Raw genomic sequence first — 18392 nt, 5'->3', positions numbered from 1 at the left:
TCCATGGGCGCAAGCATTCTCACCGCGAAGAACCTCAGCAAAGTGGTTCCGAGCGCGGAAGGTGAACTGACTATCCTGCACGAACTCAGCCTGGAACTGAACAAGGGCGATAGCCTGGCCATCGTCGGCGCCTCCGGTTCCGGCAAATCCACCCTCCTGGGCCTGCTCGCTGGCCTCGATCTGCCGAGCAGCGGTGAAGTCACCCTCGCCGGGCAAGGCCTGAGCAATCTCGATGAAGACCAACGCGCACGCATCCGCGCCGAGCATGTGGGGTTTGTTTTTCAATCATTCCAGCTGCTCGACAGTCTCAATGCTTTAGAAAACGTCATGCTGCCGCTGGAGCTCGATGGCCGTAAAGACGCCCGCGAGCGCGCCACCGAACTGCTGCAACGGGTCGGTCTGGGCCAACGCCTGACCCACTCGCCGCGCCAGCTTTCCGGTGGCGAGCAGCAACGCGTAGCGATTGCCCGGGCCTTCGCCGCCGAGCCCGACGTGCTGTTCGCCGATGAACCCACCGGCAACCTCGACAGCCACACCGGCGAGCGCATCAGCGATTTGCTGTTCGAACTCAACCAGGAAAGCGGCACGACCCTGGTGCTGGTGACCCACGATGAACGCCTGGCACATCGCTGCCGGCGCCTGATCCGCCTTGAAGCCGGCCTGCTGGTCGCCCCTCTGGAGCCTTGATGGCACGCTTGCCGCTGTTGCGCCTGTTCAGTCTCGCCCTGCGCCAACTATTGCGCGATGCCCGTGCCGGTGAGTTGCGCGTTTTGTTCTTCGCCTTGCTGGTGGCCGTGGCGGCGAGTACCGCTATCGGTTACTTCGGCGCTCGCCTGAACGGCGCCATGATGCTGCGCGCCACCGAGTTTCTCGGTGCCGACCTGGTACTCGAAGGCAGCTCACCGGCGCGACCGGAACAGGTAAGGAGCGGCACAGAGCTGGGCCTTGAACACGCTCAAGTGGTGGAGTTTTCCAGCGTCATCGCCACCGACAACGGCATTCAGCTGTCCAGTATCAAAGCCGCCGATGACGTCTACCCGTTGCGTGGCGAACTGAAAAGCGCCCCCGCGCCCTTCGCGCCGGAAGAACCCGGTGGCGGACCGAAACCCGGCGAAGCCTGGGTCGAAGCGCGACTGCTGACCGCATTGGACTTGAAGATCGGCGACAGCATCGACGTCGGCATGAAAACCCTGACGCTGGCGAGAGTGCTGACCTACGAACCGGATCGCGCCGGCAATTTCTACAGCCTGACGCCACGGGTGCTGATCAACTTCAGCGACCTTGAGGCAACCGGCGTGGTGCAACCCGGCAGCCGGGTCAGTTACCGCGAACTCTGGCGCGGCAACGCCTCGGCGCTGGAAACCTATCGGCAACTGATCAAGCCAGGCCTGGCGGCCAACCAGCGTATCCAGGATGCTCGCGATGGCAATCGGCAGATCGGCGGCGCCCTGGGCAAGGCTGAACGTTATTTGAACATGGCCAGTCTGGTGGCGGTGCTGTTGTCCGGTGTGGCGGTGGCGTTGTCGGCGACACGCTTCGCCACCCGCCGCTTCGATGCCAGCGCATTGCTGCGCTGCCTGGGCCTGTCCCGTCGGGAAACCATGGTGCTGTTCAGTCTGCAGCTAACCGTACTCGGACTGCTCGCCAGCATCAGCGGCGCCCTGCTCGGCTGGCTCGCGCAGCTCGGGCTGTTTGCGCTGCTGCGTGATTTACTGCCGACCGATGTTCCACCGGGTGGCCTGTTGCCGGCCATCGCGGGGATCGGCACCGGGCTGGTGGCGCTGGCCGGTTTCGCCCTGCCACCACTGGCTGCTTTGGGTCGAGTGCCACCGTTGCGCGTGTTGCGTCGCGACATGCTGCCGATTCCGTCCAGCACCTGGATAGTTTATGGCGCGGCATTGGGCGCCCTCGGCCTGATCATGTGGCGCTTGAGCCTGGACCTGTTGCTGACTTTCGCCCTGCTCGGCGGCGGTGTGATCGCGGCACTGGTGCTGGGCGGCTTGCTGTTGCTGCTACTGAAAAGCCTGCGCCGGATGCTGGCGCGCGCCGAATTGCCATGGCGCCTCGGGTTGGGCCAACTGCTGCGCCATCCACTGGCGGCGGCCGGTCAAGCCCTGGCCTTCGGTTTGATTCTGCTGTCCATGGCACTGATCGCTTTGCTGCGTGGCGAATTGCTCGACACCTGGCAAAACCAGTTGCCGAAAAATGCCCCGAACTACTTTGCCCTGAACATTCTTCCGGCGGACAAACAGGCCTTTGCCGATCGACTGATGGAGCTGTCGGCACAATCGGCGCCGCTGTATCCGGTGGTGCCGGGACGGCTGATCAGCATCAATGGCGAACCGGTGCAGGACATCGTCAGCAAGGATTCGGCCGGTGATCGAGCCATTCAACGCGACCTGAGCCTGACTTGGGCGGCCGACCTGCCAGCGGGCAACAAACTCACCGCCGGCAACTGGTGGGACCAACAACCGGCAGATGAAATACCCGGAGTTTCGGTGGAAGGTAAAGTCGCCGAAAGCCTCAAACTCAAGCTCGGCGATCACATGGTGTTTACCGTCGGCGGAGCCAATCGGGAGGCGAAAGTCACCAGCCTGCGGGAGATCAACTGGGACAACTTCCAGCCGAACTTTTTCATGATCTTCCAGCCCGGCACCCTGAAGGACTTGCCGGCGACCTACCTGACCAGTTTCTATCTGGCGCCCGGTCACGATCAGCAGATCGTTGATCTGTCCCGAAGCTTTCCGGCAGTGACCATTCTGCAAGTCGAAGCCTTGCTGGCGCAGCTGCGCAGCATTCTCGGCCAGGTCACCCTGGCAGTAGAATACGTGCTGTTGTTTGTGCTGGCGGCGGGCATGGCGGTGTTGTTCTCCGGTTTGCAGGCAACGCTGGATGAACGCATACGCCAAGGTGCATTGCTGCGAGCGCTAGGCGCCGAGCGACAGTTGCTGGTCAGGGCCCGGCGGATCGAGTTCGGTCTGCTCGGCGCGGTCAGCGGATTGTTGGCGGCACTGGGTTCGGAATTGGTGAGCCTGGTGCTCTACCGTTATGCCTTCGACCTGCCCTGGCATCCGCATCCATGGCTGCTGGTATTGCCGCTGATCGGCGCCGCGTTGATCGGAGGCGCCGGTGTATTTGGTACACGCCGCGCTCTTAACGCCAGCCCCCTGACAGTCTTGCGCGAGGGTTGATAGACTCAAGCTCTCTTTACCACAAGAAGTTGCCATGAGCCGTTATCGCCCTCCCCGTACCGCCGGCACCGCGTTGATCACCCCCGAAGGTGAAGCGCGGATGCGCGCCGAGTTTCATGAGTTGTGGCATGTTCGACGCCCTCAAGTGACACAGTCGGTCAGCGAGGCCGCAGCCCAGGGCGATCGCTCGGAAAACGCGGAGTACACCTACGGCAAAAAAATGTTGCGCGAGATCGACAGTCGCGTGCGTTTTCTCACCAAACGGCTGGAAGCACTGAAGGTCGTCAGCGAGAAGCCCAGCGATCCGAACAAAGTCTATTTTGGCGCCTGGGTCACCATTGAAGATGAAGAAGGCAAAGAGTCGCGCTATCGCATCGTCGGGCCAGATGAACTGGACTTGAAACAAGGGCTGATCAGCATCGACTCGCCGCTGGCACGCGCCCTGATCGGCAAAGCGCTGGACGCCGAAGTTCGAGTGCAAACACCGACTGGCGAACAGTGCGTTTATATTATAGACATCAATTACCCGTAACACCCTACCTACAACATCGAAACAATAAGCTGCAAACACCCCCATCTTCCTACTTGACTTAAAAACAACAAAGAACAACTATCAAGCCGCCAGACAGCCCGACAACTGACAATCTTGTTGGCGGATGCCTGCCTCACTTACTCAGTTAACTTTATTCAAAGGAATGAATAACATGCTTGATCGCTGGATGAACAATACGCTACATATCGGCAACTTGCGTATCGACGAACTTATTCTGCCGGGGTCGCATGACTCAGGCTTTGACAAAAAAGCGCCGAACGCATTTTTTCCTCAAGAGATCACACAAGATGTCAGCCCTCAGGAGCAAGTGGCCGCCGGCGTACGGGTGCTGGACCTAAGGGTAGAGTTCTATAGCAACAAGCCTGTCGGCCGGGCACACCGCTTCCAGATTTTCCACAAGACGTCGTCCGGACGCACGGTCAGCGTCGATATTCTAGACATGGTGAATGACTTCTATGATACGCCTTCAACCAAATCGGCCCGGGCGCGGGAAATTTTCATTCTGGACTTTCACGAGTTCAAGAACTTTACCCCACAGGCTCATCAAGAGTTGCGTGAACTTATCAATAGTAAAATCGGTTACAGATCCATCTCTAAAGATCTGCGCCACTTGACGCTTGACCAACTATGGAATCAACACCCAGGAAAAACGGTCGTCGTTGCTTATAATCATTTCATTCAAAACTCCGACTTCTGGCCCGGAGTGGAACAAAAATGGTCTGGCGACAATGTCATGACCACCCAACAATTGAAAGCCTTTATGGACGAGGTCGCCACGCAATACAAACCTTCTTATGTGCTGCGTTCAATACAATGCGCCAAATACGTTTTACCACTCGTTGTACCCGACGATTTCAGCAACAAAATAGATACTTGGTTTGAATCGACTGACGAAAATAGTTATATCCAGAAGTTCTTCATTATCAATACCGACTGGACAACCCGCAGTCGAATTATCCTGAACTGCTTGCACGCCAATCAATTTCGCGGCAGGCAAAAAAAACACCCACAATGACACGCAGGCCTCTTTCAGCGGCGAGTAATCAGCCCTTGGCGAGCCACGCGAGTCAGCTGCCTGATCACTTCAGGCGCATCCTCGGCGTTGGGTGCCAGAATCACCGCCAGATCGAAACTGTCGTTGGCAAACCGTGCCAGTGACTCGCCGTCGTCGACAAACTGAATCAGGAAGGCAGCAGGCCCACCGGTACGACGTGGCCAGCCATCGAGGTAACGCAAAAGCGTCGGCTGATGTTTACCGCCAAGCAGGATTTTTGGATTGCGCTGGGTGAGGTGTGCCGTGATCGGCGCGGGGCGTATAACGGGGTTTAATGCATTCATTGTGTCGTGTCTCTGCCTCAAAAGTCTGCATGGCAGGTGAGAGGCAACACCGAACCAGCGCTTTAGCGGTATTTCGAAGCCTGTTTCAAGCTTCTATCGGCAACTGAATGAGTTACCTGGCGCCCCGCAAGTAGCTGTTTAAATCGGCGCATGGGCAGCATCCTAGAGAAGCTGACCGGACAGTGTCAAGAATCACCAGCAACAAAAAAGGCCTGCACAGTGCGTCGCACAATGCAGGCCTTTTCGTTGAGCCAGGGCAGTCAGTTGGTGATGGCGCGGTCTACCGACAGTTTGCCTGCACCCTCAATCAGCACCGCGAGGCTGCCACCGAGCAAAGCCAGGGCGAACTCATAACCGTTGTTAGCCATGAACAGACCGTTGCTGATGTGCACTGTGAAAATAGCCACCAGAGAGAGAAAGGTCAGCCCCAGCGCTGCCGGGCGTGCCAGCAGACCGATGATCAACGCCAGACCGCCGAAGAACTCGGTACCACCGGCCAGGATCGCCATCACATTGCCCGGAGCCAATCCAATGCTTTCCATGTACTGCGCAGTGCCGGCAATGCCGTAGCCGCCGAATGCCCCAAAGAGTTTCTGTGAACCATGGGCCGCGAAGATGATGCCGACGAAAATGCGCAGAATCGTCAGACCGTAGCCCGCGCGAGTGAACAGTACCTTGTTGATCAGAGTGCTCATGCTGTGTCATCCATTGTGAGTGTGTGTTGGTTGGCCGCTATATTAATCAGTAAAACTCATGTTAAAAGCGCAAAAAACGCACCATAACAATCAGCTTAGTCGATCATTTGCGCGAGACCACTTTTTGCCCCTGGGGCTCCAACGACTCCCGCTCCCGATCGAACGCCAAGTAATACTTGTTCACGCTATTAACATAGCTGACAGCCCCCATCCCCACCTGCTCCATGGCGATGCGCTCGACCTGGAAAAACCACTGATTAGGATTCAAGCCGCGCCGCCGGGCCTCGGCGCGCATGCCTTGAACCCGCTCCGGTCCCATGTTGTAGGCCGCCAGCACGAACGCCATGCGCTCGCGCTCATTGAGTTTGGGGCTGGCAAAAAACTTGCGGCGGATCATCGCCAGGTACTTGGCGCCGGCCTGCACATTGGTGTCGAGGTTTTGAATATTACTCACGCCAACCCGTTGGGCGGCGGACGGGGTGATTTGCATCAAGCCGGTGGGGCCGCTACCGCTTCTGGCGTTGGGTTGCAGCGCCGACTCCTTGAAGGCCAGCGCTGCCAGGTTCAGCCAGTCCATGCCTTGGGCTTCAGCGTGTTTCTGCAACACCGGGCGAAGTTTTTCCAGGCGCTGCCGATCGGCTTTGGCCAAGGGATAGTGCACTTGATACAGGCGTCGATAGATCCGCAGGAACGCCGCATCCTGGTCCGACGGTTTCTTGTAAGTAGTCAGGAAGCGATCGATGCTCGAACGCAGCATTGAAGCGTCGCGGCGTACAAACCAGTATTCCTCGCCTGGCTCGCTGATAAGGACCTGTCGATCGAAGCGTAATTTGGGCAGGATTTTGCCCCAACGTTCGGCAATCGGTTGCTCGACAATCGTCAGATGAAAAATCCCGCCCTGGACCATTTCCAGCACGTCCTCGACCGCCAGACTGGGATCGACCCACTCGATCTTCACTGGAGGCAGTTTGTGCAGCGCGAGTTTCTGATTGATCTGGCTGACCGCATCCCCGGCGGCACTGCCGGTGGGCAGCGCGAGGGTTTTGCCCGAGAGTTGTTCGAGACGGGTGTAACGTCGTTCGCCTTTAATCCCCACCAGCAGCAACGGCACGTTACTGGCAATCGGCTGACTGGTACTGACGGCGAGGCTCGGTTGCGGGTCGAGTAATTCTCCCGGCGCAACCAGATCACCCTCCCCGCGCTGCAACGCGCCGAGCAGTTGATCCTTGGCTTTGGGAATGATCTTGAGGGTGATTTCCTGGCCATCGCGGGCATGGCCATTGAGGTATTGTTCGAAAGCGCGCAGGCGGTGGTATTCGACGCCGATGGCCTGGCCCTGGACTTCACCGGAGCTGTTGCGGCTCTGGTTGACCAACACCCGCAACACGCGACTGCTGCGAATCTCCGCCAGGTCGCGGACCTTGGCCGCCGGCACGGCTTGCAACGGCCCGGCCAGACGCGCAACCGCCGGCATGGGCAGCAGCAACGAACAACACAGCAGTAACAAAACCGAGGGACGAGTCATCCACTCTCCGGAAAGAATACTGGTCGACTTCATGGGTGATTTCATGACGTCGAGCGACAGAAACAGAGCGCCTGAAGCGCTGGTAAAGTGCGTGAGAGTGGCACAGTGATGGCAAATCTACCAATCCGACCTGTCTCGCGGCCTCAACAGACAGCTTTAACTCGTTGTAGTTCTTGGTTTTTCTTATAAATCCACAGCTCTGATATGCTTTCCGGCCTTTGGTCCGAGGTAGCACCATGCAACTCATCGATATCGGCGTCAACCTGACCAACCCCAGTTTCGCCGACAAACACCAGGCTGTACTCGACCGTGCCTATGCTGCCGGAGTCTGCCAATTGGTGCTCACCGGGACCAGCGTCGAGGGCAGTGAACAGGCTCTGGAGCTGTGCCAACAACTGGACGAAAGCGCTCAGCGGCTGTTCGCTACGGCCGGTATTCACCCGCACTCGGCCTGCGACTGGAACGCCGACAGCGCTAAGCGCCTGCGCAGTTTGCTCAAGGAGCCGAACGTGGTGGCCGTGGGTGAATGCGGCCTCGATTTCAATCGTGATTTCTCGCCCCGCCCGCAGCAGGAAAAGGTCCTCGAAAAACATCTGGAGATGGCGGTCGAGCTGCAATTGCCGGTGTTCCTGCACGAGCGCGATGCCAGCCAACGATTGCTGGAGATCCTGCGTGATTACCGCGACCAGTTGCCGGCCGCCGTGGTGCACTGCTTCACCGGTGAAAAGAAGGCGCTGTTCAACTACCTCGATCTGGATCTGCACATCGGCATCACTGGCTGGATTTGTGACGAGCGCCGGGGCACGCACCTGCATCCACTGGTCAAAGAGATTAAACGCGGGCGCTTGATGCTGGAGAGCGATGCGCCGTATCTGCTGCCCCGCAGTTTGCGCCCCAAGCCGAAGAATGGCCGCAACGAGCCGGCGTATCTGACTGAAGTGTTGCGTGAGGTGGCGTTGCATCGCGGGGAAAGCCAGGAAGACCTGGCAAACCACACCACAGCATGCGCACGGGCATTCTACGGGTTGCCTTCGATCCCCCAATAACCACAATTCCCTGTGGGAGCGAGCCTGCTCGCGATGGTGGCACCTGCAGCATTCATGTTGCTGACAGACCGCTATCGCGAGCAGGCTCGCTCCCACATTTGGATAGGCTGTACTCGTTGACCTGCATCAACATCTGAATCCCTGCATAGCGGCACAATGCTGGCACCTTGCCAAAACTGTTTCCGCTATCAGAGAAGACCTCCATGGGTGCCTGGCTTAGCAACATCTCGCTGAAATACAAATTCTGGGCGGTCAACGCCGTTGCCTTCGTCACCACCCTGTTGCTGGTGCTGTACGCCGTGCAGCTTGAACAACAGGCCCGCAGCCACGCCGCCCAGGCTTCGGCTCAGGCCCAGGCGCGATTGCTCAATGCCTGGCCTGCCGGGCAGCCGCTGCCCAAGGCCGATAACCTGTTGACCTTCAATCGCGGGCAGGCACCGTTACTGAATGGGCAACCGGTGCTGGAGCTGACCGATACCAATGGTTGGGTCGAGTTCAACGCTATGCCGCTGTTCGGTGAAAACCCGTTGATGGGCGCCGAGATACTCACTCGCCCCGATGGTCAACAGATCGCGGTGATTGCCCATGGCCCGAGCCTGAGCCAAGTGTTCGGCGAACGCTTCACCCACTACGCGGTAGCGGTGTTCATCCTGATGCTGGCAATGCTCGGCGCCTCGCAACTGTTGATCCGCTTCCTGCTCAGCCAGCTCAACACGTTGAAAGACGTGATGCTCCATGTCGAGAAAAGCGGCGACCTGTCGGCCCGTGTGCCGCTGGCTTGCAAGGATGAAGTCGGGCAGATGGCCAACGCCTTCAACGCCATGCAGGCCGGTTATCAGCGGGTGGTCAACACCGTCGCCAGCACCGCCCGGCAACTGGATGTCGGTGCCGCGCGGCTGGCCTCTAGCATGAACGAGGTGCGTCACGGCATGCTCGGTCAGCAAAGCGAAACCGATCAGGCCGCCACAGCGATCAACGAAATGACCGCCACGGTCCATCACATCGCCCAACACGCCGGCGCCACCCGCGACCTCTCGCAAACCGCCGACACCCTGGCCGGCAGCGGCCAGGAAGTGGTCACTCGGGTGCAGAAATCGATTGGTGGGTTGTCCACCGGCGTGCAGCAAACGGCCGAGATGATTCAGCGTCTGGCCGAGGACAGCCAGAAGATCAACGGCGTGGTCAGCGTGATCCACAGCATCGCCGAACAGACCAACCTGCTGGCCCTTAACGCCGCCATCGAAGCGGCCCGGGCCGGGGAAATGGGCCGCGGGTTTGCGGTGGTCGCCGATGAGGTGCGTAACCTGGCCAAGCGAGTCCAGGCGTCCACCGACGAGATCACCACCATGGTTTCAGCGCTGCAGGCCGGCACTCGGGATGCCGTGGACTTCATGCAGGAAAGCTCGTACAAGGCGGACGACTGCATGCAGCAGGCTCAGGAAGCCAGTGTGGCTCTGGTCGAAATCACCAGTGCGGTGGCGCAGATGCGTGAAAGCAATACGCAGATCGCAGTGGCGGCCGAACAGCAGAGTCATGTGGCGGAGGAGATGAATCGGGCGGTGGTGAGCATTCGCGACGTCACCGAGAATACCGTGCAGCAGACCGTGAATTCGGCGATTACCAGCAATGAGTTGGCGATGTTGGCCGGGGAGTTGAGCAAGGCCATAGGTCAGCTGAAACTGTGACGGCCCCATCGCGGGTAAGCCCGCTCCCACAGGATTTGCGCTATTTTAAAATTTGCGCATGACCTGTGGGAGCGGGCTTGCTCGCGAAGGCGTCAGACCGGTCAACATCAATATTGACCATGACCCCTATCACTTCGATAGCCAGCCTCGATTCGCCGACGGCTTTCGCCCGGCCTATTCTTTGTTCAAGAGCCTCATCGAACCAAGGATAAGCATCATGGGCAAACGTCATCCCAACCTTCCCGCCTGGCAATGGCGAGCGTACCCGCATAATCACCAGCACCCGACCAATCTGGTGTTGCACCTGATTGCCGTGCCGCTGTTCATTGTGGCGTTTTTGCTGATGGTCTCGGGGGTGTTCAGCCTGGATCTGGCGAGTATCGCGATCGGCGTTATCGGCCTGATCGCCGCCCTGGGTCTGCAGCGCCAAGGTCATCGCCTGGAGGCGCAAGCCTCCGAGCCCTTCAGTGATCGCAAAGACGCCGTATCACGCTTGTTGGTCGAGCAGTTCCTGACCTTCCCACGGTTTTTCTTCAGTGGCGGCTGGTGGCGCGCCTGGCGTGAACGCCACCGCCGTCGTCACTGATCAGGCGAAAATCGTGACTGTCTGCCGGCTCATGGCGATCAACTGACCGTCTTCGCTCCACAGTTTTGCGGCGGCGTGCCCGTAGCCGTCAGCGGCATACTCGATTTCCACCAGGTACTTGCACCAGTCCAGCGTGCTCAACGCAAGTAACGGCTGGACGAATTCGATGGTCCAGGTCAGCGTGCTGCCTGCCGCCGGCTTCTTCAGATACGACAACAAGGACGGCGGCCAGGCATCGACCAGCGCCAGAATATGCGCCTCGCTGACCACCTCGTCCTTCCCTTCTCCACGCAAGCGGACCCAACCTCCCATGTCGCGGGAGGTGTTGCCGGTGAACGGCAGGCCACCGACACTCCAGCGCATTGCCAAATGACGCATGAATTCCGGGGTCACCCCTTTGATATAGGGCATTTCCTGGCAGTCGTCCCAGTGCTTCATCTCGGGCGCAGCGTTAGCCGTGACCGCCACTTCGGAAGGTCGCGAGGCGCCGAAGCTGCCCTGGACCAACGTCACCACTTGCCCCTTCTGTATCGCCCGGCCCAGCACCTGGCTGACGGCTTTGCCTTCGCGCAACACATCGACTTCAAAACTGACTGGCACATCGGGTTCGACCGGGCCGACAAAGGTGATTGCCAGAGAACGCACCGGACGATCCGCCCGGACTTTTGCGCGCATGGCTTCGTATTGCAAGGCGGCTATCAGCCCACCAAAACTCGCCCGGCCCTGGCCCCATTCCGCCGGAATAGACAGCTCCTGCGGCTGACTGCGCACAGCGTCGAGCAGATCGGAAAAGTGCATGGGAACCTCAGAGACAGGAAAATGGATGGAACGATCTTAACCAGCGCGCAAAGCTGACACAGCGCTTATTCCGGCCAAAATCACTGACAGATGAGCCGTGCCAACATTGAACACACAAACTGATGTGGGAGCGGGCTTGCTCGCGAAAGCGCTCTGACATTCAACATTTACGTTGAATGTTATGCACTCTTCGCGAGCAAGCCCGCTCCCACATTTGATCTTTAGGGTTTTCAGGATTTGAAGCAGGCGGCGCTGAATTTGTCGAGGACGTGGTCGGCGCGTGCTTCGGCCTCGGCCAAGGTGGTTTTCCAGACCGCGACACAAGGCTGCAGATCGGGCTCTTCTTTGGCGCGGTCCAGCCACTGCCAGCTGTCGTGCCAATCGCCCAAGGCAGCCTGCGCCGATTTCAGTCTGGGCAGGGCCGCTTCCGGTAAGCGATCCAGTTCGGGGTAGGCTTCGATGCCATAGCGCACGCGCTTGATCAGCAGGCGCAGGCGATGGCGGTCATGGGCGGGATCATGCAACGCCTGGTCGAGTTTCTTCCATTGTTTGCCCAGGCGTTTTTCGATGCGTTTGCGCAAGCCCTTGAGCAAACCCTGACGCTGAGAAGCCCGCAGGAAACGCGGAAAGGCATCGAGGATCATCAGCATCTGCGCCACTTCCGGGCTCGCCGCGACGACGGGATAAGCCTCGTCCATCCGCGCCATGCGCCGGTGCGCGGCCTCGGGTTGATCGTGCCGGAGCAGGTACGCCGCCAGCACTTCGCGATCGCGCAACGGCGTGGTCAGGTCACCAACCCGGGATGCCGCCGCTTCCAGTTGCTCGACCCCGGGCAAACCGCGCAAAGGCCGCAGCAAGCTGCGCAAACGCCGCACGGTGGTGCGTAGATCGTGCAGCGCTTCAGAGTCGGTTCGGGTACTCAAGCGTGCCTGACAGGCGAGCAGGCGAATGTCCAGGCTCAGAACGTGAGCCACCAACCGATCAACCAAGGCAGACATCGCTTGCTCCGTGAATCGAGTTCCCCCATTGGCTATAGCATGCTTCAGCGGCCGGCGCGAGACTCACGAATGTAGAAGCGCGCCTTCTCGGCTTTCTTGGTGCAACCCTCATAGGCTTCGAATTGCTGCTGGGTCTTGGCACCGGTCAGCAACGACAGCGCCTTGGAGTAGCTGACGGTCCCAGCAAAGCCCTCGACCTTGGCCAGGTCCAGTTCATGCCAGGCGGCGTCGAGCTGGCTTCCGCAGCTGTCACGGTAAGCGGTTTTACCGGCACAACCGGCGAGTGCCAGGGCAATCAACGGCACACAGATCCAGACTTTCATCACTCACACCTCGAAGATAGGTAAACATGCATGCACGTAAGACGGTCTGGCACGTGAAAAGTGCCTTGGGCCGCAGTGGAAACCCGCCTTGAAAATTACAGCGCCCGCGAGAATACCTATTCGCCCTCCCGGAGTGTCAAAAAACGACGCACTGGCCCCGTCGAACGACCATAGCGATTGAAGCGTGCCCCTCGATAGGTGCATTGTTGAACCTTGTCAGAGAGGTCGATTCATGAAAAAGCGTGTCGCACTGGTGTTGGGCTCGGGTGGCGCCCGGGGCTACGCCCATATCGGCGTCATTGAAGAGATCGAACGGCGCGGCTACGACATCGCCTGCATCGCCGGTTGCTCCATGGGCGCAGTGGTCGGCGGGATCTATGCCGCCGGTAAACTCAACGATTATCGCGACTGGATCGAGAGCCTGGATTACCTCGACGTGTTGCGTCTGGTGGACGTCAGCTTTCGCCTGGGCGCAATTCGCGGGGAAAAGGTCTTCGGGCAGATCCGCAAGATCGTCGGCGAGATCAATATTGAAGACCTGCGCATTCCCTACACGGCGGTGGCCACGGACCTGACCAACCAGCAGGAAATCTGGTTCCAGGAAGGCTGCCTGCACCAGGCCATGCGCGCCTCGGCGGCGATCCCCAGCCTGTTCACGCCGGTGATGCAGGGCAATCGAATGCTGGTGGACGGCGGCATTCTCAACCCATTGCCGATCGTGCCGGTGGTGTCGAGCCATTGCGACCTGATCATCGCGGTCAACCTCAACTCCACCAACCAGCGTCATTATCAACTGCCAGTGATCCAGCGCCCGGCCGCGTTCAAGACCCGTTTTGACAGCCTGATCAACTCGTTGGGTTCGAAAATGCCCTTCCGCCGCAAACAGGCGGAACAATTGCTGCTGCTGGAAAAGGAAGCGTTGATGGCAGAAGCGGCCGATATCAATCCGTGGATCGAATCCGCCGCACCCGAAGGCCAGCAACCGGCGGCGGCCCCGGAAAGCAACGGCGCACCGAAATCCGCCACCGGGTCGTTCATCATCGACAACGTCGGGCCGGCGTCCTTGCTGGATCTGATCAACCAGAGTTTCGAGGTGATGCAGACCTCATTGGCGCAGTACAAGATTGCCGGGTATCCGCCGGATATCCTGATCAACGTGCCCAAGCGGGTGTGCCGGTTTTTCGAGTTCTACAAGGCGCCGGAATTGATCGCGCTGGGGCGCGAGATTGCGCGCGATACGCTGGATCGGTATGAGAATGAGCGGGACTCTTGAGGCCTGACGATCGTTCCCACGCTCTGCGTGGGAATGCATCCTGTGACGCTCCGCGTCACGACTTCAAAAGCGGACGCAGAGCGTCCATGGCGGCATTCCCACGCAGAGCGTGGGAACGATCAACTAAAGGCTACCCTCACTCAACAACCGATACCCTACCCCGGCTTCGGTAACGATAAACCGTGGCTGAGTCGGATCATCCGCCAGTTTCTGCCGCAGGTGCCCGACGACGATCCGCAGATAGTGGCTGTCTTCGGTGTGTGTCGGGCCCCAGATGTCCTTGAGCAATTGCTGCTGGGTGATGACCCGCCCCGGATGCCGCGCCAGTTGCGCCAGTACGGCGTATTCCTTGCGCGTCAGCGCCACTTCGGTGCCGTCCAATAGCACCCGGCGATAAGCCAGGTCCACGGTGAGCGGGCCGAAACTGAGCGCCGCTTCCTGAGCCTCACCCGTCGGCGCCTGACGCAGCAACGCGCGCACTCGGGCCAAAAACTCCTGGATGCCGAACGGCTTGGTCACGTAGTCGTTGGCGCCGCCATCCAGGGCTTGTACTTTCTGCCCTTCGCTGGCGCGCACCGAGAGTACCAGTACCGGCACCGTCGACCACTCGCGAAACTCGCGCAGCACCTGCTGGCCGTCCATGTCCGGCAGGCCGAGGTCGAGCACCAGCAGGTCGGGTTTGTTCAATGCAGCCTGGGCCAGGCCTTCCGTGCCGGTGCCGGCCTCCAGCACTTTGTAGCCTTGGGAGGCGAGGCTGATGCGCAGGAATTTGCGGATCTGCGGTTCATCATCGATGACCAAAATGGTCGCAGTCTGGCTCATGAATTCATATCAACACAAAGAAGTGGCAAGAGAGTAGCGCAGGCGAGATCAGGCTTCACTGTCCAATCCCGGTTGAGTCTGCAACGGCAGGTGCAGCGTGATGCAGGTACCGCGCCCTTCGATACCGTCGGCGACGCTGATCCGCCCGCCATGGGCACCGACCATGCCCTGACAGATCGCCAGCCCCAACCCGGTGCCCTGCCCGCCGCGATCACCGCGAGCGGCGGTGTAAAACATGTCGAAAATCTTCGCCCGGTCCTCCTCGGGAATCCCCGGCCCCTCATCGCTCACCGAAAAAAACAGCTCGCTGTCAGTGGCCCCGGCACGCAATTCAAGACGCCCGCGGGGGGGCGAGAAACGCGCGGCGTTTTCCAGCACGTTGACCAGTGCTTGTTCGATCAGCGCGGCATGCACATAGAGCAGCGGCAATTCGGCCGGCACTTCGGTAATGACCTGCAACGATGCCAGCACCGCGCGCAGACGATTGAGCGAACTGCCGACGATGTCTGCTGGCGACACCCAGTCTCGCGCCAGTTTCAGGGCTCCGTGACCGAGGCGCGTCATGTCTAGCAGGTTTTGAATATAGCGATCCAGCCGTTCGGCTTCATCGCGGGTGCCTTCGAGCAGTTCGCGGCGGTCCTCCAAGGGGATCGCCTCGCCAAGCGCCAGCAGGCTGTCGATGCTGCCGCGCATGGAGGTCAACGGCGTGCGTAAATCGTGGGACACCGAGGCCAACAGTGCGCTGCGCAGTTGCTCGGTTTCGCCATGCAAGCGCGCCGCCTCGAGGTCATCGGCCAGTTGTGCGCGGGCCAACGCCTGGGCCAGCGGTTGGCTTAACGCGGTCAACAAGCGCCGCCGCTGGCCGCTCAGGGTCTGACCTTCTTTGGCACACACGCCGAGCAGCGCCAACGGTCCATCATCCACCGACAGTGGCCACCACCACCAGCGCCCGAACGGCAACGTACCGGTGCCTGCGCCGGCCGGTTGGTCGTGTTGCCAGGCCCAATCGGCAGCAGCGCGCTCGGCTTCGGAGAACTCTAGCGGCCCGCCGGTTTCGACTTTCCAGCCGCTCTGGCCATCGCGATTGAGCAGGCACAGTTTCAGGTCGGTCCAGCCATTGAGGTGCTGCGCCGCAGCGCTGACCACGGCCTGACGGTCGGTGGCGGCAGTGAGTTTGCGCGACAGGTCGAGCAGTTCGCTGGTTTCTTCCTGGGTGTCGCGCAAGGCCTGCAATTGCCGCCGTTGCCGCGCCGCAAGGTTACCGGTCAAGGCTGCCATCAACAGGAAGAACAACAAGGTCAGCACGTCTTCTTCGCGCTGGATTCTGAAGGAGAAATTCGGTGGAATGAACAAAAAATCATAGGTCAGAAACGACAGCGCCGCGCAGGCCAATGCCGGGCCGAGGCTGCTGCGCACCGCCACCAGCAACACCGCGGCGAGGAACACCAGCGAAATGTTGGGCAGCGGCAAGACGCTCGACACCGCCCAGGCCAGGGCACTGGCGAGCACCGTCGCCACCAGTGCCAACGCGTAGTCGAACCAGACCAGCGACTGCGCCGAGCGTTGGCGCGGTTGATGCTGTTCGTGGTCTCTGTCGAGCACGTTGATTTCCAGCCCGCGAGCATCACGCAGTAAACGAGACGCCAGACCGCCACCGAACAACCGTCGACGCAAACGCTGGCGCGACTGGCCCACCAGTACCAGGCTGGCGCGGCGTTCAGCGGCATGCTGGATCAGCGTTTTCGCCACCTCACCGGCGCGCAGTAACACCACTTCACCACCGAGGCGTTCGGCCAGTTGTTGAGCGCTTTGCAGGCGCAGCCGCGATTGCTCGTCGCGCACACGGCCGTTGTCCACATGCACCAGGCTCCACGGCAGATGCCGACGCTGGGCCACACGACTGGCGTGACGCACCAGGCGCTCGGCCTGAGCATCGCCATCGACGCCCACCAGCAAGCGACCGCGCACAGCCGGCGCGGCCTGCCCCAACTGGCGATAACCCTGGGCCAGATCGTTATCCACCTGAGCGGCGGCGGTTTGCATCGCCAGTTCGCGCAGGGCGGTGAGGTTGGTCTGGGTGAAGAACGCATCGATAGCCGCCCGCGCCTGCTCCGGCACGTAGACCTTGCCGTCGCGCAGACGCTCCAGCAACTCGCGCGGCGGCAGGTCGATCAGCAGCAGTTCGTAGGCTTCTTGCAGCACCCAGTCCGGCAGGGTTTCGCGCACCTGTACGCCAGTGATGCCGCGCACCTGATCGTTGAGACTTTCCAGATGCTGGACGTTGACCGTGGTGAACACGTCGATGCCGGCAGCCAGCAATTCCTGAATGTCTTGCCAACGTTTGGCGTGACGACTGCCGGGGGCGTTGCTGTGGGCCAGTTCGTCCACCAGCACCAGTTTCGGTTTGGCGGCAAGCAGACCGTCGAGGTCCATTTCTTCGAGCATCACGCCGCGGTATTCCGAGCGCACCAACGGTTGCTGCGGCAAGCCAGCCAACAGCGCTTCGGTTTCGGCGCGACCGTGGGTTTCGACCACCCCGGCCATGACTTTCACGCCTTGGCGCAGTTGAGTGTGGGCGGCTTGCAGCATGGCGTAGGTCTTGCCGACCCCCGGGGCGGCGCCAAGAAACACCTTGAGCCGGCCACGGCCATCGCGGGGCAGGTCTGCTAACAGCGCGTCGGCGCGGCCGGAGTCACTCATGCTTGAAGTTCTCTCTCATTCTGATGTTGATCGTTCCCACGCTCTGCGTGGGAACGATCCTTTCCAAACTTTTGACCTTTACAACTTTTCCAGCGCCATATTCAGCGCCAAGACATTCACCACCGGCGGCCCCACCAAGGGCTGTTCAATGTGCGCGTTCAGCAGTTGCTCAAGCGTAGACACTGGCAGATTGCGCGCCGCCGCGACACGCGCCAGTTGATAGGCAATCGCGGCCGGTGGCAAGTGCGGATCGAGGCCGCTGCCGGAGGTGGTCAGCATCGCCAACGGCACCGGCCCCTGGCCAGCTACCTGCAATTTACTGGCCTCGTCGATAACCCGAGTGGCGAGCGCCGGATTGCTGGGCGAGAGGTTGCTGGCGCTGCTCGACACGGTGGCAAAGGCACCGGCCGATGGCCGTGGGTGGAACCAGCCATCACCAACGAAATCCTGGGCGATCAGCGACGAACCCCGAACCTTGCCGTCGGCGTCGCGCACCAGGCTGCCGTTGGCCTGGTCCGGGAAGGCGACCTGGGCGACACCGGTGACCACCAAGGGATAGGCGACGCCGGTGATCAGGGTCATCAGCAACAGCAGGCTCAGGGCCGGACGTATCAGTGTGGACATTTCAAAATCCTCGATTCGATAAAAAACTCAGGTCTGGAAGCTACTGCTCAACCCGGTGGCAAAGGAGCTTTTGTGGCGAGGGGGCTTGCCCCCGTTCGGCTGCGAAGCAGTCGCCAGAGCGATGCATGCGGTATGTCTGAAGAAATGAGGTTTTAGGTTTTGGGGCTGCTGCGCAACCCAACGGGGGCAAGCCCCCTCGCCACAAAAACCCCTCACCACTGGCAAGCGCCTCAGC

At 60.2% G+C, this 18392-nt stretch carries 18 protein-coding genes; 8 read left to right on the top strand and 10 right to left on the bottom strand.

Annotation, left to right across the window (positions count from 1 at the left end):
* Nucleotides 1–3: 3 nt before the first annotated feature.
* From ACZ9IM_RS25025 to ACZ9IM_RS25010, 4 genes are all read left to right on the top strand, one after another.
* Nucleotides 4–687, top strand: a complete 684-nt coding sequence (locus ACZ9IM_RS25025; protein WP_007899869.1) for an ABC transporter ATP-binding protein — start codon at nt 4–6, stop codon at nt 685–687.
* A complete protein-coding gene (locus tag ACZ9IM_RS25020) occupies nt 687–3191 on the top strand; it encodes an ABC transporter permease (protein ID WP_476225228.1) in 2505 nt (834 codons plus the stop codon). The genes ACZ9IM_RS25025 and ACZ9IM_RS25020 overlap by 1 nt, the downstream gene beginning before the upstream one ends.
* 34 nt (nt 3192–3225) lie before the next feature.
* Entirely contained in the window at nt 3226–3723 is a 498-nt protein-coding gene (gene greB, locus ACZ9IM_RS25015; protein WP_123501220.1) for a transcription elongation factor GreB, read from the top strand.
* Nucleotides 3724–3895: 172 nt separating this feature from the next.
* Nucleotides 3896–4759, top strand: a complete 864-nt coding sequence (locus ACZ9IM_RS25010; protein ID WP_427624284.1) for a PI-PLC domain-containing protein — start codon at nt 3896–3898, stop codon at nt 4757–4759.
* Between the two features lie 14 nt (nt 4760–4773).
* On the opposite strand, the gene ACZ9IM_RS25005 is transcribed toward ACZ9IM_RS25010, so the two are convergent.
* From ACZ9IM_RS25005 to ACZ9IM_RS24995, 3 genes are all read right to left on the bottom strand, one after another.
* Complete coding sequence (locus ACZ9IM_RS25005) at nt 4774–5082, bottom strand: class I SAM-dependent methyltransferase (protein ID WP_123723182.1); 309 nt, start codon at nt 5080–5082, stop codon at nt 4774–4776.
* A gap of 260 nt (nt 5083–5342) precedes the next feature.
* Nucleotides 5343–5777 carry a DoxX family protein gene (locus ACZ9IM_RS25000; RefSeq protein WP_063341098.1) on the bottom strand — a complete coding sequence of 145 codons (435 nt, stop codon included), beginning with the start codon at nt 5775–5777 and terminating at the stop codon, nt 5343–5345.
* A gap of 103 nt (nt 5778–5880) precedes the next feature.
* Nucleotides 5881–7302, bottom strand: coding sequence for an MltF family protein (locus tag ACZ9IM_RS24995; RefSeq protein ID WP_476225292.1), 1422 nt, complete (start codon nt 7300–7302; stop codon nt 5881–5883).
* A 236-nt stretch (nt 7303–7538) separates the two neighbouring features.
* On the opposite strand from ACZ9IM_RS24995, the gene ACZ9IM_RS24990 reads away from it, so the two are divergent.
* A complete protein-coding gene (locus tag ACZ9IM_RS24990) occupies nt 7539–8348 on the top strand; it encodes a TatD family hydrolase (protein WP_427624283.1) in 810 nt (269 codons plus the stop codon).
* A 203-nt stretch (nt 8349–8551) separates the two neighbouring features.
* On the top strand, nt 8552–10033 hold the full coding sequence (locus ACZ9IM_RS24985; protein ID WP_427624282.1) for a methyl-accepting chemotaxis protein: 1482 nt from the start codon (nt 8552–8554) through the stop codon (nt 10031–10033).
* A gap of 40 nt (nt 10034–10073) precedes the next feature.
* Here the strand turns inward: ACZ9IM_RS24985 and ACZ9IM_RS24980 are convergent, their stop codons facing one another.
* On the bottom strand, nt 10074–10265 hold the full coding sequence (locus tag ACZ9IM_RS24980) for a hypothetical protein (RefSeq protein WP_427624281.1): 192 nt from the start codon (nt 10263–10265) through the stop codon (nt 10074–10076).
* Between ACZ9IM_RS24980 and ACZ9IM_RS24975 the strand changes: the two genes are divergently transcribed.
* Nucleotides 10251–10619 carry an Mpo1-like protein gene (locus ACZ9IM_RS24975; RefSeq protein ID WP_008071687.1) on the top strand — a complete coding sequence of 123 codons (369 nt, stop codon included), beginning with the start codon at nt 10251–10253 and terminating at the stop codon, nt 10617–10619. The genes ACZ9IM_RS24980 and ACZ9IM_RS24975 overlap by 15 nt on opposite strands.
* Here the strand turns inward: ACZ9IM_RS24975 and ACZ9IM_RS24970 are convergent, their stop codons facing one another.
* The 3 genes from ACZ9IM_RS24970 to ACZ9IM_RS24960 form a co-directional block, all read right to left on the bottom strand.
* Entirely contained in the window at nt 10620–11417 is a 798-nt protein-coding gene (locus ACZ9IM_RS24970; RefSeq protein ID WP_427624280.1) for an acyl-CoA thioesterase, read from the bottom strand.
* Between the two features lie 230 nt (nt 11418–11647).
* On the bottom strand, nt 11648–12415 hold the full coding sequence (locus ACZ9IM_RS24965) for a CHAD domain-containing protein (RefSeq protein WP_427624279.1): 768 nt from the start codon (nt 12413–12415) through the stop codon (nt 11648–11650).
* A 44-nt stretch (nt 12416–12459) separates the two neighbouring features.
* Nucleotides 12460–12738: a hypothetical protein gene (locus tag ACZ9IM_RS24960; RefSeq protein ID WP_052964059.1), complete on the bottom strand. Its 279-nt coding sequence runs from the start codon at nt 12736–12738 to the stop codon at nt 12460–12462.
* Between the two features lie 232 nt (nt 12739–12970).
* Here ACZ9IM_RS24960 and ACZ9IM_RS24955 point away from each other — a divergent pair, with 232 nt between their 5' ends.
* Nucleotides 12971–14011 carry a patatin-like phospholipase family protein gene (locus tag ACZ9IM_RS24955; RefSeq protein ID WP_476225224.1) on the top strand — a complete coding sequence of 347 codons (1041 nt, stop codon included), beginning with the start codon at nt 12971–12973 and terminating at the stop codon, nt 14009–14011.
* Between the two features lie 123 nt (nt 14012–14134).
* On the opposite strand, the gene ACZ9IM_RS24950 is transcribed toward ACZ9IM_RS24955, so the two are convergent.
* The 3 genes from ACZ9IM_RS24950 to kdpC all read right to left on the bottom strand — a co-directional run bounded on the left by ACZ9IM_RS24950 (nt 14135) and on the right by kdpC (nt 18157).
* Nucleotides 14135–14833, bottom strand: coding sequence for a response regulator (locus tag ACZ9IM_RS24950; RefSeq protein WP_123357720.1), 699 nt, complete (start codon nt 14831–14833; stop codon nt 14135–14137).
* 48 nt (nt 14834–14881) lie between these two features.
* Nucleotides 14882–17533 (bottom strand): DUF4118 domain-containing protein, encoded by a 2652-nt coding sequence (locus ACZ9IM_RS24945; RefSeq protein WP_427624277.1) that lies wholly within the window; start codon nt 17531–17533, stop codon nt 14882–14884.
* 78 nt (nt 17534–17611) lie between these two features.
* Nucleotides 17612–18157: a potassium-transporting ATPase subunit KdpC gene (kdpC, locus tag ACZ9IM_RS24940; RefSeq protein WP_063341105.1), complete on the bottom strand. Its 546-nt coding sequence runs from the start codon at nt 18155–18157 to the stop codon at nt 17612–17614.
* Between the last annotated feature and the right edge of the window lie 235 nt (nt 18158–18392).

The sequence above is a fragment of the Pseudomonas sp. TE12508 genome (assembly GCF_056279485.1).
This window is presented reverse-complemented; position numbering and strand designations above follow the sequence as displayed.